Annotated in this window: 18 protein-coding genes; 9 read left to right on the forward strand and 9 right to left on the reverse strand. The window is 67.6% G+C overall.

Annotated features, from left to right (window positions below):
* Positions 1 to 21 precede the first annotated feature (21 nt).
* The 4 genes from G0Q01_RS20020 to mraZ are packed head-to-tail and all read right to left on the reverse strand — an operon-like array spanning position 22 to position 3,679.
* Positions 22 to 1,815, reverse strand: a complete 1,794-nt coding sequence (locus G0Q01_RS20020; RefSeq protein ID WP_164192099.1) for a penicillin-binding protein 2 — start codon at positions 1,813 to 1,815, stop codon at positions 22 to 24.
* The gene (locus G0Q01_RS20025) at positions 1,812 to 2,168 is read right to left on the reverse strand and encodes a cell division protein FtsL (protein WP_164192102.1); all 357 of its coding nucleotides are present in this window, start codon (positions 2,166 to 2,168) and stop codon (positions 1,812 to 1,814) included. Before G0Q01_RS20025 ends, G0Q01_RS20020 begins: the two co-directional genes overlap by 4 nt.
* The gene (gene rsmH / locus G0Q01_RS20030; protein ID WP_108964964.1) at positions 2,168 to 3,157 is read right to left on the reverse strand and encodes a 16S rRNA (cytosine(1402)-N(4))-methyltransferase RsmH; all 990 of its coding nucleotides are present in this window, start codon (positions 3,155 to 3,157) and stop codon (positions 2,168 to 2,170) included. Before rsmH ends, G0Q01_RS20025 begins: the two co-directional genes overlap by 1 nt.
* Positions 3,158 to 3,160: 3 nt before the next feature.
* Positions 3,161 to 3,679 carry a division/cell wall cluster transcriptional repressor MraZ gene (mraZ, locus tag G0Q01_RS20035; RefSeq protein ID WP_095880995.1) on the reverse strand — a complete coding sequence of 173 codons (519 nt, stop codon included), beginning with the start codon at positions 3,677 to 3,679 and terminating at the stop codon, positions 3,161 to 3,163.
* Positions 3,680 to 4,440: 761 nt separating this feature from the next.
* Here mraZ and G0Q01_RS20040 point away from each other — a divergent pair.
* Positions 4,441 to 4,803 carry a teicoplanin resistance protein VanZ gene (locus G0Q01_RS20040; protein WP_108964920.1) on the forward strand — a complete coding sequence of 121 codons (363 nt, stop codon included), beginning with the start codon at positions 4,441 to 4,443 and terminating at the stop codon, positions 4,801 to 4,803.
* Positions 4,804 to 4,817: 14 nt separating this feature from the next.
* Here G0Q01_RS20040 and G0Q01_RS20045 read toward each other — a convergent pair whose 3' ends face one another.
* Positions 4,818 to 5,594, reverse strand: a complete 777-nt coding sequence (locus tag G0Q01_RS20045; RefSeq protein WP_164192105.1) for a hypothetical protein — start codon at positions 5,592 to 5,594, stop codon at positions 4,818 to 4,820.
* Positions 5,595 to 5,786: 192 nt separating this feature from the next.
* Between G0Q01_RS20045 and G0Q01_RS20050 the strand changes: the two genes are divergently transcribed.
* The 5 genes from G0Q01_RS20050 to G0Q01_RS20070 all read left to right on the forward strand — a co-directional run bounded on the left by G0Q01_RS20050 (position 5,787) and on the right by G0Q01_RS20070 (position 10,165).
* Positions 5,787 to 6,602: a TatD family hydrolase gene (locus G0Q01_RS20050; RefSeq protein ID WP_164192108.1), complete on the forward strand. Its 816-nt coding sequence runs from the start codon at positions 5,787 to 5,789 to the stop codon at positions 6,600 to 6,602.
* Positions 6,599 to 7,399 (forward strand): MBL fold metallo-hydrolase, encoded by an 801-nt coding sequence (locus G0Q01_RS20055; protein WP_164192111.1) that lies wholly within the window; start codon positions 6,599 to 6,601, stop codon positions 7,397 to 7,399. The genes G0Q01_RS20050 and G0Q01_RS20055 overlap by 4 nt, the downstream gene beginning before the upstream one ends.
* A gap of 116 nt (positions 7,400 to 7,515) precedes the next feature.
* Complete coding sequence (locus G0Q01_RS20060) at positions 7,516 to 8,445, forward strand: AEC family transporter (protein ID WP_164213758.1); 930 nt, start codon at positions 7,516 to 7,518, stop codon at positions 8,443 to 8,445.
* Between the two features lie 184 nt (positions 8,446 to 8,629).
* Positions 8,630 to 9,925 carry an adenylosuccinate synthase gene (locus G0Q01_RS20065; RefSeq protein WP_108964915.1) on the forward strand — a complete coding sequence of 432 codons (1,296 nt, stop codon included), beginning with the start codon at positions 8,630 to 8,632 and terminating at the stop codon, positions 9,923 to 9,925.
* A gap of 6 nt (positions 9,926 to 9,931) precedes the next feature.
* Positions 9,932 to 10,165, forward strand: a complete 234-nt coding sequence (locus G0Q01_RS20070) for a DUF2842 domain-containing protein (RefSeq protein WP_164192117.1) — start codon at positions 9,932 to 9,934, stop codon at positions 10,163 to 10,165.
* A 148-nt stretch (positions 10,166 to 10,313) separates the two neighbouring features.
* Here G0Q01_RS20070 and G0Q01_RS20075 read toward each other — a convergent pair whose 3' ends face one another.
* Both G0Q01_RS20075 and G0Q01_RS20080 read right to left on the reverse strand, forming a co-directional pair.
* Entirely contained in the window at positions 10,314 to 11,615 is a 1,302-nt protein-coding gene (locus tag G0Q01_RS20075) for an MFS transporter (RefSeq protein ID WP_164192120.1), read from the reverse strand.
* Positions 11,616 to 11,812: 197 nt separating this feature from the next.
* Complete coding sequence (locus G0Q01_RS20080) at positions 11,813 to 12,415, reverse strand: inner membrane-spanning protein YciB (RefSeq protein ID WP_164192124.1); 603 nt, start codon at positions 12,413 to 12,415, stop codon at positions 11,813 to 11,815.
* A 108-nt stretch (positions 12,416 to 12,523) separates the two neighbouring features.
* Between G0Q01_RS20080 and G0Q01_RS20085 the strand changes: the two genes are divergently transcribed.
* Complete coding sequence (locus tag G0Q01_RS20085) at positions 12,524 to 13,012, forward strand: MgtC/SapB family protein (protein WP_164192127.1); 489 nt, start codon at positions 12,524 to 12,526, stop codon at positions 13,010 to 13,012.
* Positions 13,013 to 13,039: 27 nt separating this feature from the next.
* Here G0Q01_RS20085 and ftsY read toward each other — a convergent pair whose 3' ends face one another.
* On the reverse strand, positions 13,040 to 14,434 hold the full coding sequence (gene ftsY, locus G0Q01_RS20090) for a signal recognition particle-docking protein FtsY (protein ID WP_164192130.1): 1,395 nt from the start codon (positions 14,432 to 14,434) through the stop codon (positions 13,040 to 13,042).
* Positions 14,435 to 14,544: 110 nt separating this feature from the next.
* On the opposite strand from ftsY, the gene G0Q01_RS20095 reads away from it, so the two are divergent.
* Both G0Q01_RS20095 and G0Q01_RS20100 read left to right on the forward strand, forming a co-directional pair.
* The gene (locus tag G0Q01_RS20095; protein ID WP_370457194.1) at positions 14,545 to 15,447 is read left to right on the forward strand and encodes a lytic transglycosylase domain-containing protein; all 903 of its coding nucleotides are present in this window, start codon (positions 14,545 to 14,547) and stop codon (positions 15,445 to 15,447) included.
* Positions 15,448 to 15,512: 65 nt separating this feature from the next.
* Positions 15,513 to 15,905 (forward strand): hypothetical protein, encoded by a 393-nt coding sequence (locus G0Q01_RS20100; RefSeq protein WP_164192136.1) that lies wholly within the window; start codon positions 15,513 to 15,515, stop codon positions 15,903 to 15,905.
* Positions 15,906 to 16,002: 97 nt separating this feature from the next.
* Here G0Q01_RS20100 and xseA read toward each other — a convergent pair whose 3' ends face one another.
* Positions 16,003 to 17,493, reverse strand: a complete 1,491-nt coding sequence (xseA, locus tag G0Q01_RS20105) for an exodeoxyribonuclease VII large subunit (RefSeq protein ID WP_164192139.1) — start codon at positions 17,491 to 17,493, stop codon at positions 16,003 to 16,005.
* Positions 17,494 to 17,656: the final 163 nt, after the last annotated feature.

Here is a 17,656-nt window from a genome sequence, read left to right on the forward strand (position 1 = left end):
GGGCCGGAGGCCAGCGCCGGATCAGTTGCGAACCAGCGTGACCTCCTCCTCTTCTGGCACATCGTAGTCCGGACGCAAGCCCAGAAGCGGCGCGATTCTGCCGATCATCTCGGCCCCCACCGGCACCGAGGTCCAGCCGGCGGTGCGGCGCGGACGGCTGCCAGAGGTCTCGACCGGCTCGTCGAGCGTGACGATCAGCACATAGCGCGGGGCCTCTGCCGGGAACATGGTGGCAAAGGTGGTGATCGTCTTGTCCTTGTAGTAGCCGCCGCCGCGCTCCTTGGGCTTGTCGGCGGTGCCGGTCTTGCCGGCCACGTGATAGCCGGGCACGTCGCCGAAGCTGGCGGTGCCCTCGGTCACCACCGCGCGCAGCATGTGGCGGGCGTTGGCGGCGTTCTTTTCCGACAGGACGCGAGGCCCGTAATGCGGGCCGTCCTGCTTGAGCAGCGTGGGCTGCACCTTGTGGCCGCCGTTGGCGATGGCCGCGTAGCCTGCAGCAAGGTGCAGCGGCGAGGCCGAGAGCCCGTGGCCATAGGAAATCGTCACCGTGCTCAGATCCGTCCAGCGCTGCGGCAGCAGCGGCTTGCCGGACTGCGCCTCGGAGATCTCGACCCCGGTGGGATCGAAGAAGCCGAGCGATTTCATGAACTCCTGCTGGCGCTCGGCACCGATGGCGAGCGCGATCTTGCCGGTGCCGCGGTTCGAGCTGTGGGTGATGATCCCCTCGACGGTCTGCTTGCCGTAGTTGTGTCCCTCGAACTCGCCGATGCGGAAGCCCCCGACCTTGAAGGGCGGCGATGTGTCGATGATCGTGCCGGGGTTGACCAGCCCCAATTCCATCGCCTGCGCGGCGGCAAAGATCTTGAAGGTCGAGCCCAGCTCGTAGACCCCCTGCACCGCGTGGTTGAAGAGCGGGCTGTCGGAGGGGCGACCCGAGACCGGCGGGTGCGGCCGGTCGTTCGGGTCGAAGTCGGGCAAGGAGACCATGGCGAGGATCTCGCCGGTGTGTACATCCATCAGCACCGAAGCCGCGCCCTTGGCGTTCATCAGCTTCATGCCCGAATAGAGCACGCGCTCGGTGGCGGCCTGCACGGAAAGGTCGATCGACAGCTCGAGCGGCGCGCCGCCCCGTGCCGGATCGCGCAGCTCCTCGTCGAAGAAGCGCTCGATCCCTGCGGTGCCGATCACCTCGGCAGAGGCCACGCCCTCGCGGCCGAAGCTGGCGCCGCCAAGGATGTGCGAGGCCAGCTTGCCATTGGGATAGAGCCGCATCTCGCGCGGGCCGAACAGCAAGCCCGGCTCGCCGATGTCGTGCACCGCCTGCATCTGCTCGGGGCTGATCTTCTTCTTGACCCACATGAACTTGCGCTTGGGGTTGGTGAAGTCCTTCAGCAGCCGCTCGCGGTCGAGGTCGGGGAAGATCTTCATCAGCTCGTCCGCCGCGCGCACCGGCTCGATCATCTGGTGCGGGTGGGCGTAGAGCGAATGCGTCTCCATGTTCGTCGCCAGGATCCGGCCATGGCGGTCCACGATATCGGCGCGCGACGCGAGGATCGAGGCACCCGACGCAGCGGCCTGCGGCTCCTCGGCCTGGGACTGGGCCAGCATGCCCATGCGCAGGCCGATCACCACGAAGGCGCAGAAGAAAACGAGGCCAAGCACCAGCAGTCGGCCCTCGGCGCGCGTGCGGGCCTTGTCGCGCATCTGTTCGTGGCGGATGCGCAGGTTTTCGCGTTCGATCGCATCCGGGTTCTCGCCGCGGCGCCGGGCGTCGAGAACGCGGGCCAGCGGGCGAAGCGGGATGCGGCCGTTCATTGCAGCGCCCCCGTCCGTGCTCCGGCGCTGGTCACATCCACGAGGTCGTTGAACACCAGCGCGCGGTTGTCGGGGTAGTTCACCTGGTCGATGCGGCCGAACTGCTCGGGGCGCATCGGCAGCAGGCCCAGCCGCTCGAAGTTCAATTCGGCAAGATCGCGCAGCCGGTCGGGGCGGTTGAGATAAGCCCATTCGGCGCGCAGGATCGACAGCCGCGCGCGGGCGTCACCGATGTCGCGCTGCAGCTGGCGCACGTGGTCCAGCGAGGCCTGGGTCTTGTAGTTCTCGTGGTAGGCCCAGAAGGCCAGACCGATCATCGCCATGAATGTGGTGACATAGAGAAGCGTTCGCATCAGCTCTTTCCTCTCAGTTGGGGCATGGAAAGCACCCCCGACTCGATATCTCCAGCCTCGGCTGTGGTGCGGCGCCCGACGCGCAGCCGCGCCGAGCGCGACCGCGGGTTCTGCGCCAGCTCCACGTCGTCCGGCCCCACAGCCTTGCGGGTGACCAGCTCGAAGCGCGGCTGTTCGGTTTCGACCTCGGGCTCGTAACGGCTGACCGAGGACAGCCGGCCCGAGCGCGCCTGCAGGAAGCGTTTGACCATGCGGTCCTCGACCGAATGGAAGGTCACCACGGCCAGCAGACCGCCCGGCTTCAGCGCCCGCTCGGCGGCCATGAGGCCGCGCCAGAGCGCGCCATACTCGTCGTTGACCGCAATACGCAGCGCCTGGAACGAGCGCGTCGCGGGGTGGGACTGGCCGGGTTTGGGACGCGGCAGGCAGGCCTCAACGATGGACGAGAGCCGCGCCGTGGTCTCGATCGGCTCCAGCGCGCGGGCCTTGACGATGGCCTTGGCGATCCGGCGCGAGGCGCGCTCTTCGCCGAAGGTGTAAAGCACATCCGCCAGCGTGGTCTCATCGAGCCGTTTCACCAGGTCCGCCGCGGTCTCGCCCGACTGCTCCATGCGCATGTCGAGCGGCCCGTCCTTCTGGAAGGAAAAGCCCCGCTCGGCCCGGTCGAGCTGCATCGACGACACGCCAAGATCGAGCACAACGCCGTCGACGTCCGTCGCGTGCGCGTCCATATTGGCAAAATTGTCGAGCACCAGCTCGAGCCGTCCGCCGTACTCGCCGATCCAGCTTTCCGCCATCTGGTGCGCCAGCGGATCGCGGTCGATGCCGATCACCTTGTCGGCGCCGGCCTCGAGCAATCCGCGCGAATAGCCCCCTGCCCCGAAGGTTCCGTCAATCCAGGTGCCGCGCACCGGGGCCACGGCGTCCAGCAGCGGCCGCAGCAGGACGGGGACATGCGGAGCGGCGTTGGGGTCTTTGGGCGCCGCCATGGCTCAGGCCTCCTCGGTTTCGTCGTCTTCGTCGAGCAGCTCGAGCGGATCGAAGTCCGCCGGCATCTCGTCGAGGAATTCTGCGGTGCCGCCAAGCTCGATCTCTTCGAAGGTCTCGGGCTTCCAGATCTGGAAGGTGTCGACGTTGGAGGCGAAATACGCCCAGTCCTCGAGACCGATCTTATCACGCAGCTTGGCCGGAAGCACGATGCGTCCGGTTTCATCAACGCTGGTGGTGACGGATTGAGTCGAGAAGAGACGCTCCAGAAGGCGGCGCTTCTGCGAGCCGCGCTTCATCGCCGAGATGCGGTCCTCGACGGCCTCCATCTCCTCGATCGTGTAGCATTCGAGATATTGGCGGCGGTGATCGCCGTAGACGATCACGAAATTCGGGTTGTTCCCGGCAGACCAGTCAGGGTCACCAGCTTCGAGCACACGGCGAAAAGAGGCTGGGATCGACACCCGCCCCTTGCTGTCCACCTTGTTGCGGCTCTCGCCTCTGAACCTTAGCCTGCGGCCCACTGTCCCTACTCTCGCCCCCTAGAACGAAATACGGCGGGTTGATCTGCTGCCACCGATCAACCCGCCGCCTTGACCCGTGTTACGGGCTGGTCCAGCTACGCACGCCACCTGGGGGGATGTCTGCTCGCTCACGCGCTGGATTCTTCATGTCAACGAAGGGCGGGTGCCTGTATGAACCTGCTCGTTTTATATTTCTGGGATGTTCGCCGGGGTCGTTTGCTGCCCCTTATCCCGTCCCTTCGTCGTGATTAACGGTATGTCATGGGATTTCATGGGAAGCAATAGAAATCTGCGGGAGAATCCCACTGCATGTTGTCCTGCAGACCCTGCAGAACAACATATTGAGGCAAATTTGCACCTCATTCACGAATATGTGGTAAGCGGGAACCCACCCATCACAAGATGTGGTAACGCCAGCGTGAGAAAAAAACTTCCACAAAATCCCAAATAATTTTTCAACGACGGGCGGAATCGCGGTTTCGTGAGCATGTGTCATGGCGCGGAGAGTGCTTCAACCCTTGAATCAGCGCGGATTTGCTTGCCGTTGCGACCTGCGCCCGCGGGGCCACAAACGCTCCGGTCAGCCCGGTCCCACGTTTTCCCATGCCGCCCATGAAATCCCACGCCATGCATTCCCATCGCGCCGCGCGTCCGGGCAGTGCCCGTTCGCGGCGCCATCCCTCTGGGCGCTGACAGGAACGTGTAGCCGCGGAGCAGCGTCGCCTCTGGCCTTTGTGCACGCCGCATGGTCTCTCGCAGGCATGGATCGCATCTCGCTTCTCACCCTCGCCCTCGTGCTCGGCATGGCCGCGCTGGTCACCACCCTCACCGTGGGGCCGCGGCTGCCGTTGGCCGACGCGCTGATGGACGACAAGTTGCAGCATGCGCTCGGCTTCGGCGCGATCATCGCGCCCGCCGCCTTCCTGCGGCCGCGCTGGCTCTGGGTGCTGGCACCGGCGGCGATCGCCTTCGGCGGGTTGATCGAGGTCGTGCAGGCCTATGTCGGGCGCGACGCCGAACTCACTGACTGGGCCGCCGACATCCTCGGCGTCATGGCCGCCTCGACGCTGGCCATCGCCCTGCGGGCCCAGCTGCACCGGCGCGGACTACTGCGCGGGCTCTGAGCCCCATCCCGGGTTCAGCCCGCCTCGAACTCTTCGAAAAGCCCTGCGTAATGGGCATAGGCCTCCGGGTCGAGGTGCCATAGGGCCCGGTACTGGGGAATGAACCGCTCTCCGCCCCCGGCCACCAGCGCGCGGATGTTCTCGGGCTTCGGCCCGTGGAAATGCACGATCGAGACGTCGCGCCCCAGCCCCCAGTACGGCTTCCAGTTCATCCCGTGCGGCAGTCGGGCGTGGCGCCAGCGGAAAAAGCTGTTGTAGCTCACCTGGTCATGGCCCGGCGGCGACCAGGGCTCGCGAAAGCGTCGCGCGATCGAGGCGGCAAAGGGCTCGGCCAGCGCCCGCAACTTCGGCACATTCATCAGCAACACGCCGCTGTTGAAATGCGGGTAGCGCCAGCGGTAGCGCTCCGGCGCCGCGGCGAGCGGCTTGCGCAGGCGTGGCAGCGCGGGGTGGGCAAGAAACATGACGTCGACATCGGTATAGAGGACGAGATCATCCTCCTGCTCGAGCGCGGGAATGTCGATCCGCAGCCAGTGCCCGGAAAAGGTGTCATAGGACGGACCATAGGCCCGGCGCAAAAGCGGCTCGAGCGAGCTGCGGTGCGCGATGACCTCGACCCCGAGCCCGCGCAGCTGCGCCACATGCGCCTCGGACTCGCCGTTGTAGAGGCATATCGGGCGCAGCCGCGTGCGCGCCAGACAGGAGGCGACGGCGACGCGCACCTGCCCCCAGACCTGCTCGAAGCCCTTCTGGTTCAGGCAGAAATACCACTTCCGAAGTTCCGTCGTCATTCCGCCCACGCATCCAACCTTCACGGCGCCGTTAAAATCCATGCCCGCGCGGCCATCAACCCCCTTCCCCCGGACCCGGACACATCCCTGCCCGCGCATCCGGCACCCGTGGCCCGCGACCCGGACGCAGGGCCGCCCCCTCCTTGACCCTGCCCCGCGCATGTCTGATACCTGCGCGCAAAGGACGTATTCATGACCACTCCCCTGATCACCGACAGCCACTGCCACCTCGACTTCCCCGATTTCGACGACGAGCGCCCCGAGGTCATCGCCCGCGCGCTCGAGGCCGGGGTGCACCGCATGGTCACCATCTGCACGCGGATCGCGAACGAGCCCAAGGTGCGCGCCATCGCCGAGGCGAACGACCCGGTGTTCTACACCTTCGGCGTTCACCCGATGAGCGCCGCCGAAGAGCCCGCGACCACGGTCGATGAGCTGGTCACCCTGTCGCAGCACCCGAAATTCGTCGGCATCGGCGAGACCGGGCTCGACTACCACTACACCGCCGAGAGTGCCGAGGTGCAGAAGGCGTCGCTGGGCATCCACATCGAGGCGGCGCAGGAGACCGGCCTGCCGCTGATCATCCACGCCCGCGCCGCCGATGACGACATGGCCCGGATCCTGACCGAGGCCTATCGCCGCAAGCCCTACGCCTGCGTCATGCATTGCTTCAGCTCCTCGGCCGAGTTGGCGCGCGCCGCGCTCGACTGCGGCTTCTACCTGTCGATGTCCGGCATCGCCGCCTTCCCCAAGTCGCAGGAGCTGCGCGATATTTTCGCCGCCGCCCCGCTCGAGCGCATCCTGGTGGAAACCGACAGCCCCTACCTCGCGCCGCCGCCCTACCGCGGCAAGCGCAACGAGCCGGGCTACACCGTCCACACCGCCAAGGTCGGAGCCGAGACCTTCGGCCTCAGCTTCGAGGAGTTCGCCGCCGCCACCGAGGCAAACTTCGAGCGCCTCTTTGCCAAGGCCGCGGCCTGGTCCCCTGCGACGGGCGGCGCCGCATGAAGGGCGAGCTGCGCTTCACCATCCTCGGCTGCGGCTCCTCCGGCGGCGTGCCGCGGCTCGGCGGCAAATGGGGCGATTGCGATCCCGCGAACCCCAGGAACACCCGCCGCCGCTGCTCGATGCTCGTCGAGCGCGAGACCCGCGACGGCACCACGCGGGTGCTGATCGACACCTCGCCCGACATGCGCGCGCAGCTGCTCGACGCGGGCATCGGCCATCTCGACGCCGCCGTCTGGACCCATGCCCACGCCGACCACACCAACGGGCTCGACGACCTCCGCCAGATCGTCTTCAACCGCGGCTCGCGCTTGCCGGTCTGGGCCGATGGCGACACGCAGAACGACCTGATCTCGCGCTTCGGCTATGCTTTCGTGCAGCCCGAGGGCAGCCCCTATCCGCCGATCTTCGATCTACACGCGATCCAGGGCCCCTTCACCATCGAGGGCGCCGGCGGCGCGATCGCGCTGACCCCGATCAAGGTCGATCACGGCAGCATCGACGCGCTCGGCTTCCGCGTTGCGGGGCTCGTCTACATGCCCGACGTGGTGCGGATTCCCGAGGACGCCTGGGCGCACCTGCAGGATCTCGACTGCTTCGTCGTCGATGCGTTGCGCCGCACCCCGCATCCGACCCATGCGCATCTCGACCTGGCTCTGGAATGGATCGCCCGAGCGCAGCCGCGCGAGGCGGTGCTGACCAACATGCACATCGATCTCGACTACGAGACCCTGGCGGCGGAAACCGCCGAGCACATCCACCCGGCCTATGACGGGATGGTCCTGCGTTATGCGCTCTGAGGAGAAGCGCCGCGCTGACCATCCCGCCGCCCGTCGGCACCCGGCCCCCTTCCTCTGCAAGTCCGCCCGCCGGAGGCCCCGCGCCGACCGGCGCGCAACGTGAAAGCCCTGCGTCCATGCAAGCCCTCCTCGACGTCATTCTCCCGGTCTTCATCGTCATCGGCGCGGGCTACCTTGCCAGCTGGCGCAAGCTGCTGACCGACAATGCGATCGACGGGCTGATGGGCTTTGCCCAGACCATCGCCGTGCCCTGCCTGCTGTTCCGCGCCATGTGGCAGCTCGACCTCGGCGAGTATTTCCGCTTCGACCTGCTCTTCTCCTTCTACGCCGGCGCGATCACCTGCTTCATTGTCGGCCTGTTCGGCGCGCGGCTGATCTTCGGCCGCGACTGGGAAGACAGCGTGGTCATCGGCTTCTGCGCGCTTTTCTCCAACTCCCTGCTGATCGGCCTGCCGATCACCGAGCAGGCCTATGGCGAGGACGCGCTGAATGGCAATTACGCGATCATCGCCCTGCACTCGCCGCTCTGCTATGCCATCGGCATCACCACCATGGAACTCGCCCGCGCCCGCGGCACCGAGCTGCGCCGCCTGCCACTGACCATCCTGCGCTCGCTCTTCCGCACGCCGATGGTCATCGGCATCAGCATCGGCATCGTGTTCAACCTGCTGAGCGTCGAGTTGCCCACCCCGATGACCGAGGCGCTCGGCCTGCTCACCCGCACCGCGCTGCCCTGTGCGCTCTTCGCGCTCGGCGGCGTGCTCTTCCGCTACCGCCCCGAGGGCGATCTGCGCACCATCCTCTTCGTCTGCGCGCTCTCGCTGGGGCTTCACCCGCTGGTCACCTACACGCTCGGCACCGCCTTCTCCCTGCCCACCGACGCCTTCCGCTCGGCGGTGGTCACCGCCTCGGTGGCGCCCGGGGTGAACGCCTATGTCTTCGCCAACCTCTACGGCCGCGCCAAGCGGGTTGCGGCCTCTTCGGTGCTGCTGGCCACCGGCATGTGCATCGTCACCACCTGGGCCTGGCTGCACTTGCTGCCCTGAGGGCCGCGCCGTCTTCGGGGGAATACCCCCGGGGGTGAGGCGCGCAACGCAGAGGGATAGCGCCCCCGGTCGGCGCGGTTTCTTTCGGGCCCCGCCCGACAATCCCCAATTTGATGGTTCCCACCGCCGCCGCGCGGATCTATACGGAGCCCGTTTGAACCGCCGGCAAAAGGACAGGTGAGCAATGGCTAACGTGGTCGTCGTGGGCGCCCAGTGGGGCGACGAAGGCAAGGGCAAGATCGTGGACTGGCTCTCTGAGCGGGCCGACGTGGTCGCGCGCTTCCAGGGGGGCCACAATGCAGGCCATACGCTCGTCATCGACGGCAAGGTGTTCAAGCTGAACGCCCTGCCCTCCGGTGTCGTGCGCGGCGGCAAGCTGTCGGTGATCGGCAACGGCGTGGTGCTCGATCCCTGGCACCTGGTGAAAGAGATCGAGTCGATCCGCGCCCAGGGTGTCGAGATCACCCCCGAGACGCTGATGATCGCCGAGAACACCCCGCTGATCCTGCCGATCCACGGCGAGCTCGACCGGGCCCGCGAGGAGGCCGCCAGCAAGGGCAGCAAGATCGGCACCACCGGCCGCGGCATCGGCCCGGCCTATGAGGACAAGGTTGGCCGCCGCTCGGTGCGCGTCGCCGATCTCGCCGATCCGTCGACGCTGGAGACCCGCGTCGACCGCGCCCTGCTGCACCACGACGCGCTGCGCCGCGGCCTCGGGCTGGAGCCGGTCGACCGCGAGGCGCTGCTCGCCGCGCTGAAAGAGATCGCGCCGCAAATCCTCGAATACGCCGGCCCCGTCTGGAAGGTGCTCAACGAGAAGCGCCGCGCCGGCAAGCGCATCCTCTTCGAAGGGGCGCAGGGCGCGCTGCTGGACATCGACTTCGGCACCTACCCCTTCGTGACCTCCTCGAACGTGATCGCCGGCCAGGCGGCCACCGGCACCGGCATCGGTCCGGGCGCCATCGATTTTGTGCTGGGCATCGTCAAGGCCTACACCACCCGCGTCGGCGAAGGCCCCTTCCCGACCGAGCTGGATGACGAGGACGGCAACCGTCTCGGCACCCGCGGCCGCGAGTTCGGCACGGTGACCGGCCGCAAGCGTCGCTGCGGCTGGTTCGACGCGGTGCTGGTGCGCCAGACCTGCGTGACCTCGGGCGTCAACGGCATCTCGCTGACCAAGCTCGACGTGCTGGACGGCTTCGAGACCATCAAGATCTGCACCGGCTACGAGCTCGACGGCCAGATGCTCGACCACCTGCCCATCGCCACCGAGGAGCAGCAGCGCTGCGTTCCGGTCTACGAGGAAATGGAAGGCTGGTCGGAATCGACCGAGGGCGCCCGCAGCTGGAACGATCTGCCCGGCGCGGCGGTGAAATACGTCCGCCGCATCGAAGAGCTGATCGGCTGCCCGGTGGCGCTGCTCTCGACTTCGCCCGAGCGCGACGACACCATCCTCGTCACCGACCCCTTCGCGGACTGACCCGGTATGGCCCTCAGCTACAAGTCCCGACGCCGCTGGTCGCTGGTGATCCTGCTGGTGGGCCTGCCGCTCTACATCGTCGCGGCGGTGAGCGTGGTCAACGCGCTCGACCGCCCGCCGATCTGGCTGGAATTCGCGGTCTACGTCTTCCTCGGGTTCCTGTGGATGCTGCCCTTCAAGTTCGTCTTCAAGGGCGTCGGCAAGGCCGATCCGGATGCGGAACCCCCGCGCGAGGACTGAACGGTCGGACGCACGTATCCGGCGAAAAATGAAAGGGGCGCGGCCGGTCAGGCTGCGCCCCTTTCACATGGCCCCGCGGCCGCATCTGCCCTGCGATGAAAAAGGGCGCCGCAGCGGGCGCCCTTCTCCATGCGTCAGGCAGGCCGCCTCAGACCTTGCCCTTGCCGCTCGCAAAGATGCAGAGCAGCGTGACAGCCGCCGCCGCCAGCACGTAGTAACCCACGTAGGCGAGGCCGTAATTGCTCTGCAGCCAGGTCGCGATATAGGGCGCGAGCGAGGCGCCGAAGATGCCGGCGAAGTTGAAGGTGATCGACGAGCCGGTGTAGCGCACCCGGGTCGGGAAAGGCGCCGCCAGCGCGGTGCCGATGAGGCCGTAGGTCATGCCCATCAGCGCCATGCCCAGCGTCACGAAGCCCATGATGCGCATCTCGTTCTCGACCATGAGCACCGGCACAAGGAAGCTGAACAGGCCGATGAACACGGTGGTCAGCGTCAGGATCTCGCGGCGGCCGAAACGCTCGGCCAGCTTGCCGGCCAGCGGGATGAAGGCCCCAAAGACCACCGAGCCCCAGATCTGGATCGCCAGCGCGTCGGTGAAGGGGATCTTCACGACCTTGACGTTGTAGCTCAGCAGGTAGGCGGTGCAGATGTAGAAGAGCACGAAGGTCGCCAGCGCCACGAAAGTGCCGAGTACGATCGAGACCTTGTGGTTCTTGAAGAGCTCCACGGCAGGAACCGCGACGCGCTCCTCGTTGTCGATGGCCTTCTGGAAGTCCGGCGTCTCGGTGATCGACAGGCGCACCCAGAGGCCTACGGCGATCAGCAGCAGCGACGAGACGAAGGGAATCCGCCAGCCCCAGCTCAGCAGCGCCTCTTCGCTCATGAAGTGCAGCAGGATCCAGAACAGGCCCGACGACAGGAACAGCCCCAGCGGCGCGCCGAGTTGCGGGAACATGCCGTACCAGTTCTTCTTGCCCTCGGGCGCGTTCTCGGTGGCCATGAGCACCGCCCCGCCCCATTCGCCGCCAAGCCCGAAGCCCTGGCCGAAGCGGCAGAGCGCCAGCAGCAGGGGGGCGATGACGCCGATCTGCTCGTAGCTCGGCAGGAAGCCGATGATGACGGTCGAGATGCCCATGGTCAGCAGCGCCGCGACCAGCGTCGCCTTGCGGCCGATGCGGTCGCCGAAGTGGCCGAAGACCAGCGCGCCGAAGGGACGCGCGAAAAAGGCGATGGAGAAGGTGGCGAAGCTGGCCAGCAGCGCGGTCATCGGATCGCTGCTCGGGAAGAACAGCGCCGGGAAGACCAGCACGGCGGCGGTCGCGTAGACGTAGAAGTCGAAGAATTCGATCGTGGTGCCGACGAGGCTCGCGGTCAGGACCTTGGCCGGTGAGTTGAGCGCCGGTTTGGCCCCGGCGCGCGGCGTGTCATAGGCAGCGTCTGAGAGGGACATTTTATTTCGTCTTTCCTTGCGTCTAAAACAGCTTTGTTCCGGGATGGACCCGGTTAACGCAATCAGTGGGTGGACGGAACCCGCGTGCCTGACTGTTTTCGTCAGGGCCGTCATGCAACCTACGCATGGCTGGCGCGCGCACCAAAAAGCCCGGAACCAGCGGTCCCGGGCCCCTCCCTCTCGTCAGAGGAGGCGCGTCACTCCTTGTCGGCCTCCAGCGCATAGCGCTTGAAGAGCCCGCCCTGCGTCATGAAGAAGACGAAGACTGCCGCTGTCAGACCGAAGGTCTTGAAGTAGACCCAGCTCTCGGTGCTCATGGTGCGCCAGACGATCTCGTTGAGCAGCGCCAGCCCGAAGAAGAACGCGCAGATCCGCTTGGTCAGGATCATCCAGCCCTCGTCCTGAAGCGGCATCAGCCCTTCCATGACCTTGCGCAGGTAGCTCTCGCCGCGCAGGATCCCGGCCAGCAGCGCGAACCCGAAAAGCAGGTAGATCAACGTCGGCTTCATCTTGAAGAAGCGCTCGTCGTTGAGCCAGACCGAGAGCCCCCCAAAGACCACGATCAGCACCGCGGTCACCACCTGCATGGCCGAAAGATGCCCGGTCAGCTTCCACAGGATGCCGGTGCAGAGCAGCATCAGCGGGATGAACCCGGCGGTGACCAGCACGAAACCCTGGTACTCGCGCCCGCCGACCACGTAGCTGTTGTCCTTCAGCAGCAGATAGGCGGCGAAGAAAGCCAGCACTGGCCCGAATTCGAGCGCCGATTTGAGGAACGGGTTGATCTGCTTTTGCGCCATGCGGGTCTCCTTGTGCGAGAGCAGAGATAACCTCGCGGCGACGGCTTCTCAATGGCGGAACTGCCCTGCCCGCCATCACGTTGGTCACGGGCCAGCAGAGGAAACGTGATGATCGAGGAAATCCTGAACGAATTCAAAAACACCTTCTCGGTGATCCCCCCGGCCGCCGCCTTTGCGCGGCTGCTCGCGGCCATCTTGCTGGCGGGGCTGATCGGCCTCGAACGCGAGCGCCGGGGCAAGGCGGCGGGGCTGCGCACCCATATCCTTGTCTCTGTCGCTGCCTGCCTTTTCGTGCTGCTTGGATTGGAGCTGGCCGCGATGGACTTCGGCGGCTCGAGCGAACAGCGCAACGATCCGCTGCGGATGATCGAGGCGGTGACGGCAGGCGTGGCGTTTCTGGCGGCGGGCCTGATCTTCACCTCCGGCGGCAAGGTGCGCAACATCACCACCGGCGCCTCTCTGTGGCTCGCGGGGGCCGTTGGGCTCGGCTGCGGCGCGGGGCAGATGCCGCTCGCGGCCATGACCACGGTGATCGTGCTCGTGGTCCTGACGCTGCTGCGCTATGTCGAGAACAAGATGGGCTGGAGCGAGGAGTAATCCCCGCCACTCGGATCGGGCCCTGCCTCAGCCCCGCTCAAGCCCGGTGAGCGCCGCGGCGAATTCCTCGGGGTCGAAGGGCTGCAGGTCGTCGATCTGCTCGCCCACGCCGATGGCATGGATCGGCAGACCGAACTTGTCGGCCAGCGCCACGAGAACGCCGCCGCGCGCCGTACCGTCGAGCTTGGTCATGACTAGCCCCGACACATCCGCCACCTGCTGGAAGATCTCGACCTGCCGCAGCGCGTTCTGCCCCGTGGTCGCGTCGAGCACCAAGAGCGTGTTGTGCGGGGCATCGGGGTCCTTCTTGCGGATGACGCGGACGATCTTGGCCAGTTCCTCCATCAGGTCAGCCCGGTTCTGAAGGCGGCCCGCGGTGTCGATCATCAGCAGATCAGCGCCCTCGGCCTGCGCCTTGGTCATCGCGTCAAAGGCAAGGCTGGCGGGATCCGAGCCCTCGGGCGCGGTCAGCACCGGCACCCCGGCGCGGTCGCCCCAGATCTGCAGTTGCTCGACCGCGGCGGCACGGAAGGTATCCCCCGCGGCGATCACCACCGATTTGCCCGCGGCGCGGAACTGGCTGGCGAGCTTGCCGATGGTCGTGGTCTTGCCCGAGCCGTTGACCCCCACCACCAGCACCACCTGCGGCTTCTTGGGATAGAGCGGAAGCGGCTTTGCGACGGGATCCATGATGCGGGCAACCTCCGCCGAGAGCAGCTCCTTGATTTCCTGCGTCGAGACCCGCTTGCCATAGCGGCCCTCGGCGATGTTGGAGGTGACGCGCAACGCGGTGTCCACCCCCATGTCGGAGGCGATGAGCAGCTCTTCGAGGCTCTCGATCATCTCGTCGTCGAGCGCCCGGCGCACCACCGGCGCGGCAGGCTGGGACTTGCCGAAGAGCCGCCCGATGAGACCGCCGCCGCGCTGCGTCTGCTGCGGCACCTCCGGATCCTGCAGAGGCGCCGGGATCTCCAGCGGCGCGGGCATGGGCGACGGGTCCGAGGGCGGCATCACCGGCGCTTCCAGCGGCGCGGGCCGGGGGTCGGCGGGCGGCGGCGCACGCGGCGTTTCCGGCTCGGGCTGCGGCTCCGTCTCTGGCAGAGGCGGCGCCTCGGGCTCTGGAGCGGGCGGGGTTTCCTGCGGTGGTGCGGGCGGCACTTCTTCCGGCGTCGGCGGGGTCTCGGGCGCAGGCGCGGGCGGGGTCTCGGGGACCGGCGGCGGCACGTTCGGGCCGGGGGTCTCGGGGGCCGGAGTCCCGGGGGTCGGCGTCTCGGGGGCCGGCGTCTGCGGCACCTCGGGGGTTTCGGGCGCCATTTCGGGAGCGTCTTGCGTGCCCCCCTCCTGGACGATCGCGTCCAGCCCTTCCTCGAGCTTCGAGGAAGATTTGAAGAGCTTGCTCTTGAGCTTGCCGAAGAAGGACATGGCTGGACCTCTCAATGCCTTTGCTTTCACCTAATACGTGCCGCGCGCAGATAAAAGTGTGAGTTGACCTTTCCGCCCCGCGGCGCCTTCATGGGGGCATGTTGCGGGCCGTGTTTTTCCTTGTCCTCCTGCTTGCCGCGCCGCTGCTGCGGGCCGAGCCTCCCGCCCCGTCCGACGGCGCCCGGGAGCCGGGAACGCTCTGCTCGCCCGGCGCCTTCGGGCCTGTGCATTGCATCCGGCCCTCTTATTTCGTGCATGACACCTGCGAGGCGCTCGAGGAGCTCGCCCTGCGCAACGGGCTCGACCCCGGCTTCTTCGCCCGGCTCATCTGGCAAGAAAGCCGGTTCAACCCCAACGCCCTCAGCCCCGCCAACGCCCAGGGTATCGCCCAGTTCATCCCGTCGACCGCGAAGCTGCGCGGCCTCAAGGATCCCTACAACCCCGCAGAAGCGCTGGAATATTCGGCGCAATACCTCGGCGAGCTGACCCGTCGATACGGCAACCAGGGACTGGCGGCGGTGGCCTACAACGGCGGCGAGGCACGGGCCGACGGGCTGATGTCGCGGCGCGGCGGGCTGGCGCGCGAGACGATCAACTACGTGGCGATCGTCACCGGGCTCGCCGCCGAGACCTGGCGCGACACCCCGCCCGAGACCCATGACTTCCGGCTGCAGGGCGAAAAGCCCTTCCAGCAGGCCTGCCACGAGCTGGCGCGCGAGCGCAAGCTGACCAAATATCCCGAGGCCCGCCCCCCACTGCATCCTTGGGGCGTGCAGATCGCCTTCGGCACCACCCAGGACCGGGCGCTGGCGCAATTCCGCCGCCGCGCCAAGGCCTGCTCCGGCCCGATCAGCGGCGAGCAGCCCGAGCTGGTCTGGCAAAAAAGCCGCGCCAGCCCGCGGGGTGGCTACTGGATGGCGCGGATCGGGCGCGACGGTCGCACCGCAGCGGCACATCTCTGCGCAGAGCTTCGGCAATCGGGCTGCATCTGCGCCGTCTACCGCAATTCCTGAGCGCCCCCGGCGCGCGTGGCCACTTCTCCCTTTCGCCGCCGACCCTCCTCTGGCAGGCTGCACCCATGACACGCCTCGTGCTCCTCCTCTGCCTGCTTGCCAGCCCGCTCGCCGCCGCCCAGCCGATGAGCGCCGAGGAATTCGAGTCCTATGTCACCGGCAAGACGCTCTACTTCGGCAGCGGCGGCGCGCCCTACGGGGTCGAGCAATACCTGCCGGACCGCCGGGTGCGCTGGTCCTTCCTGGACGGCGAGTGCAAGGACGGCCGCTGGTACGCCGAGGCCCAGATGATCTGCTTCGTCTACGAGGACATGAACGCCCCGCAATGCTGGAGTTTCTACCGCGAGAGCGGCAAGCTGCGGGCGGTGTTTCAGAACGACCCGCAGAACACGGTGCTCTACGAGGCGCAGCAGGGCGACACGCCGATGCTGTGCTACGGGCCAGACACCGGCGTGTGAAGACGCCGCCTCGCCGATCGCGCGCACCGTCCGGCTGCATTCTATGGGCCGAGATATCCCTCGGCGCGGCGGGGGCCGAGCCCCGGGTCCCGCCCCCTCAGAACAGGCTCCCCTGCTCCGGCGCCTTGGCCTTCCTGGGCTTGCCCGAGGCCGCGCCGCCAATCTTCATCCGCCCGTCGGCAAATTCGATCTCTAGCCCGGCGGCCTCCTTCGCGGCGGAAGCCGTGGTCAGCACCTGCCCGCCCTCGCCGCGCACCACCGCGTAGCCGCGCGCCAGCGTGCCCTTGTAGCTCAGCGTTTGCAGCAGACGGTCAAGCCCGTCGAGCTTGCCCCGGGGCTCCTCGACCCTGCGTGTGCCAGCATCGTCGAGCCGCTTGCCGAGCGCGCGCAGCCGGTCGGCCCCGAGCGCGATCTCGCGCTGGATTGGCCGGATCGACAGCCGGTCGGCGCGGCGCCCCAGCGCCTCGGCGCGGGTGGCAAGCATGCGGCTCAGCAGCCCCGGGCGCAGCGCCCCGGCGGGCTGCGAGAGCGCCAGCCGGCGCCGGTCGACCCCGCGGATCAGCGCCTGCGGCAGCCGGTCCGACAGCAGGTCGAGCCGCTGGCGCGGCTGGTCCAGAAGCGTCTCGGCCCGCGGCAATGCCCGGGCCAGATCGCGCAGCCGCTGGCCACGCACCTCGAGCCGGTGGCTGAGCGCGCGGGTCAGCCGCAGCTGCCCCTCCCCGGTCCGCGCCAGAAGCTCCATGCGCACGGGCACCGCCATCTCGGCGGCGGCGGTTGGCGTCGGCGCGCGGCGGTCCGAGACGAAGTCGATGAGCGTGGTGTCGGTCTCATGCCCCACCGCCGAGATCAGCGGGATCTTCGAGGCCGCGGCCGCCCGCGCCACGATTTCTTCGTTGAAGCCCCAGAGATCCTCCACCGAGCCGCCGCCCCGGGCGACGATCAGCAGATCGGGCCGCGGCAGCGCGCCGCCCGGGCTGAGCGCGTTGAACCCCTCGATGGCCCGGGCGACCTCGGCGGCCGAACTCTTGCCCTGCACCGCGACGGGCCAGATCAGCACCTTGCGCGGGAACCGCTCGCGCAGCCGGTGCAGGATATCGCGGATCACCGCGCCCGAGGGCGAGGTGACCACGCCGATGATCTCGGGAAGGAAGGGCAGCGGCTTCTTGCGGGCGGGATCAAAAAGCCCCTCGGCCTGCAGCATCGCCTTACGCTTTTCCAGCATCGCCATGAGCGCGCCAAGCCCGGCGGGGCGCATGTCCTCGATGATGATCTGGTAGCGCGACTGGCCGGGATAGGTGGTCAGCCGCCCGGTGGCGATCACCTCCATGCCTTCCTCGGGCTGCATCTCGAGCTTGCCGGCGACGCCGCGCCAGACGATGCCCGAGATCACCGACTTGTCGTCCTTGAGGTCAAGGTAGAGATGCCCCGAGCGCGGCCGCGAAATCCGCCCCAGCTCGCCGCGCACCCGCACGAAGCCGAACTCGCCCTCGATCACCCGTTTCACCGCGCCTGACAGCTCCGAGACGGTGAACTCGGGCATGTTGCCGTCGCCTGCATCCCCGGGGGTATCGTCTTCGAAAAGGTCCATGGTGCCCGTCTTGCCCCGTCTTGCCGTAAGTGCCCTGTCCGGGCTGGTCCGCCCGCGCTTTGCCCAGACTAGCGCCCGGTGGCGCCAAGGGAAAGGTGGGCGCGTCCTGCCGTCTTGCCAGATCCCCCCGCCGCCGGTAGGAAGCCCGCGATCCTTACCTTGA

This window comes from Salipiger sp. PrR007, assembly GCF_010499845.1.
GTDB classification, from domain to species: Bacteria; Pseudomonadota; Alphaproteobacteria; order Rhodobacterales; family Rhodobacteraceae; genus Salipiger; species Salipiger pacificus_A.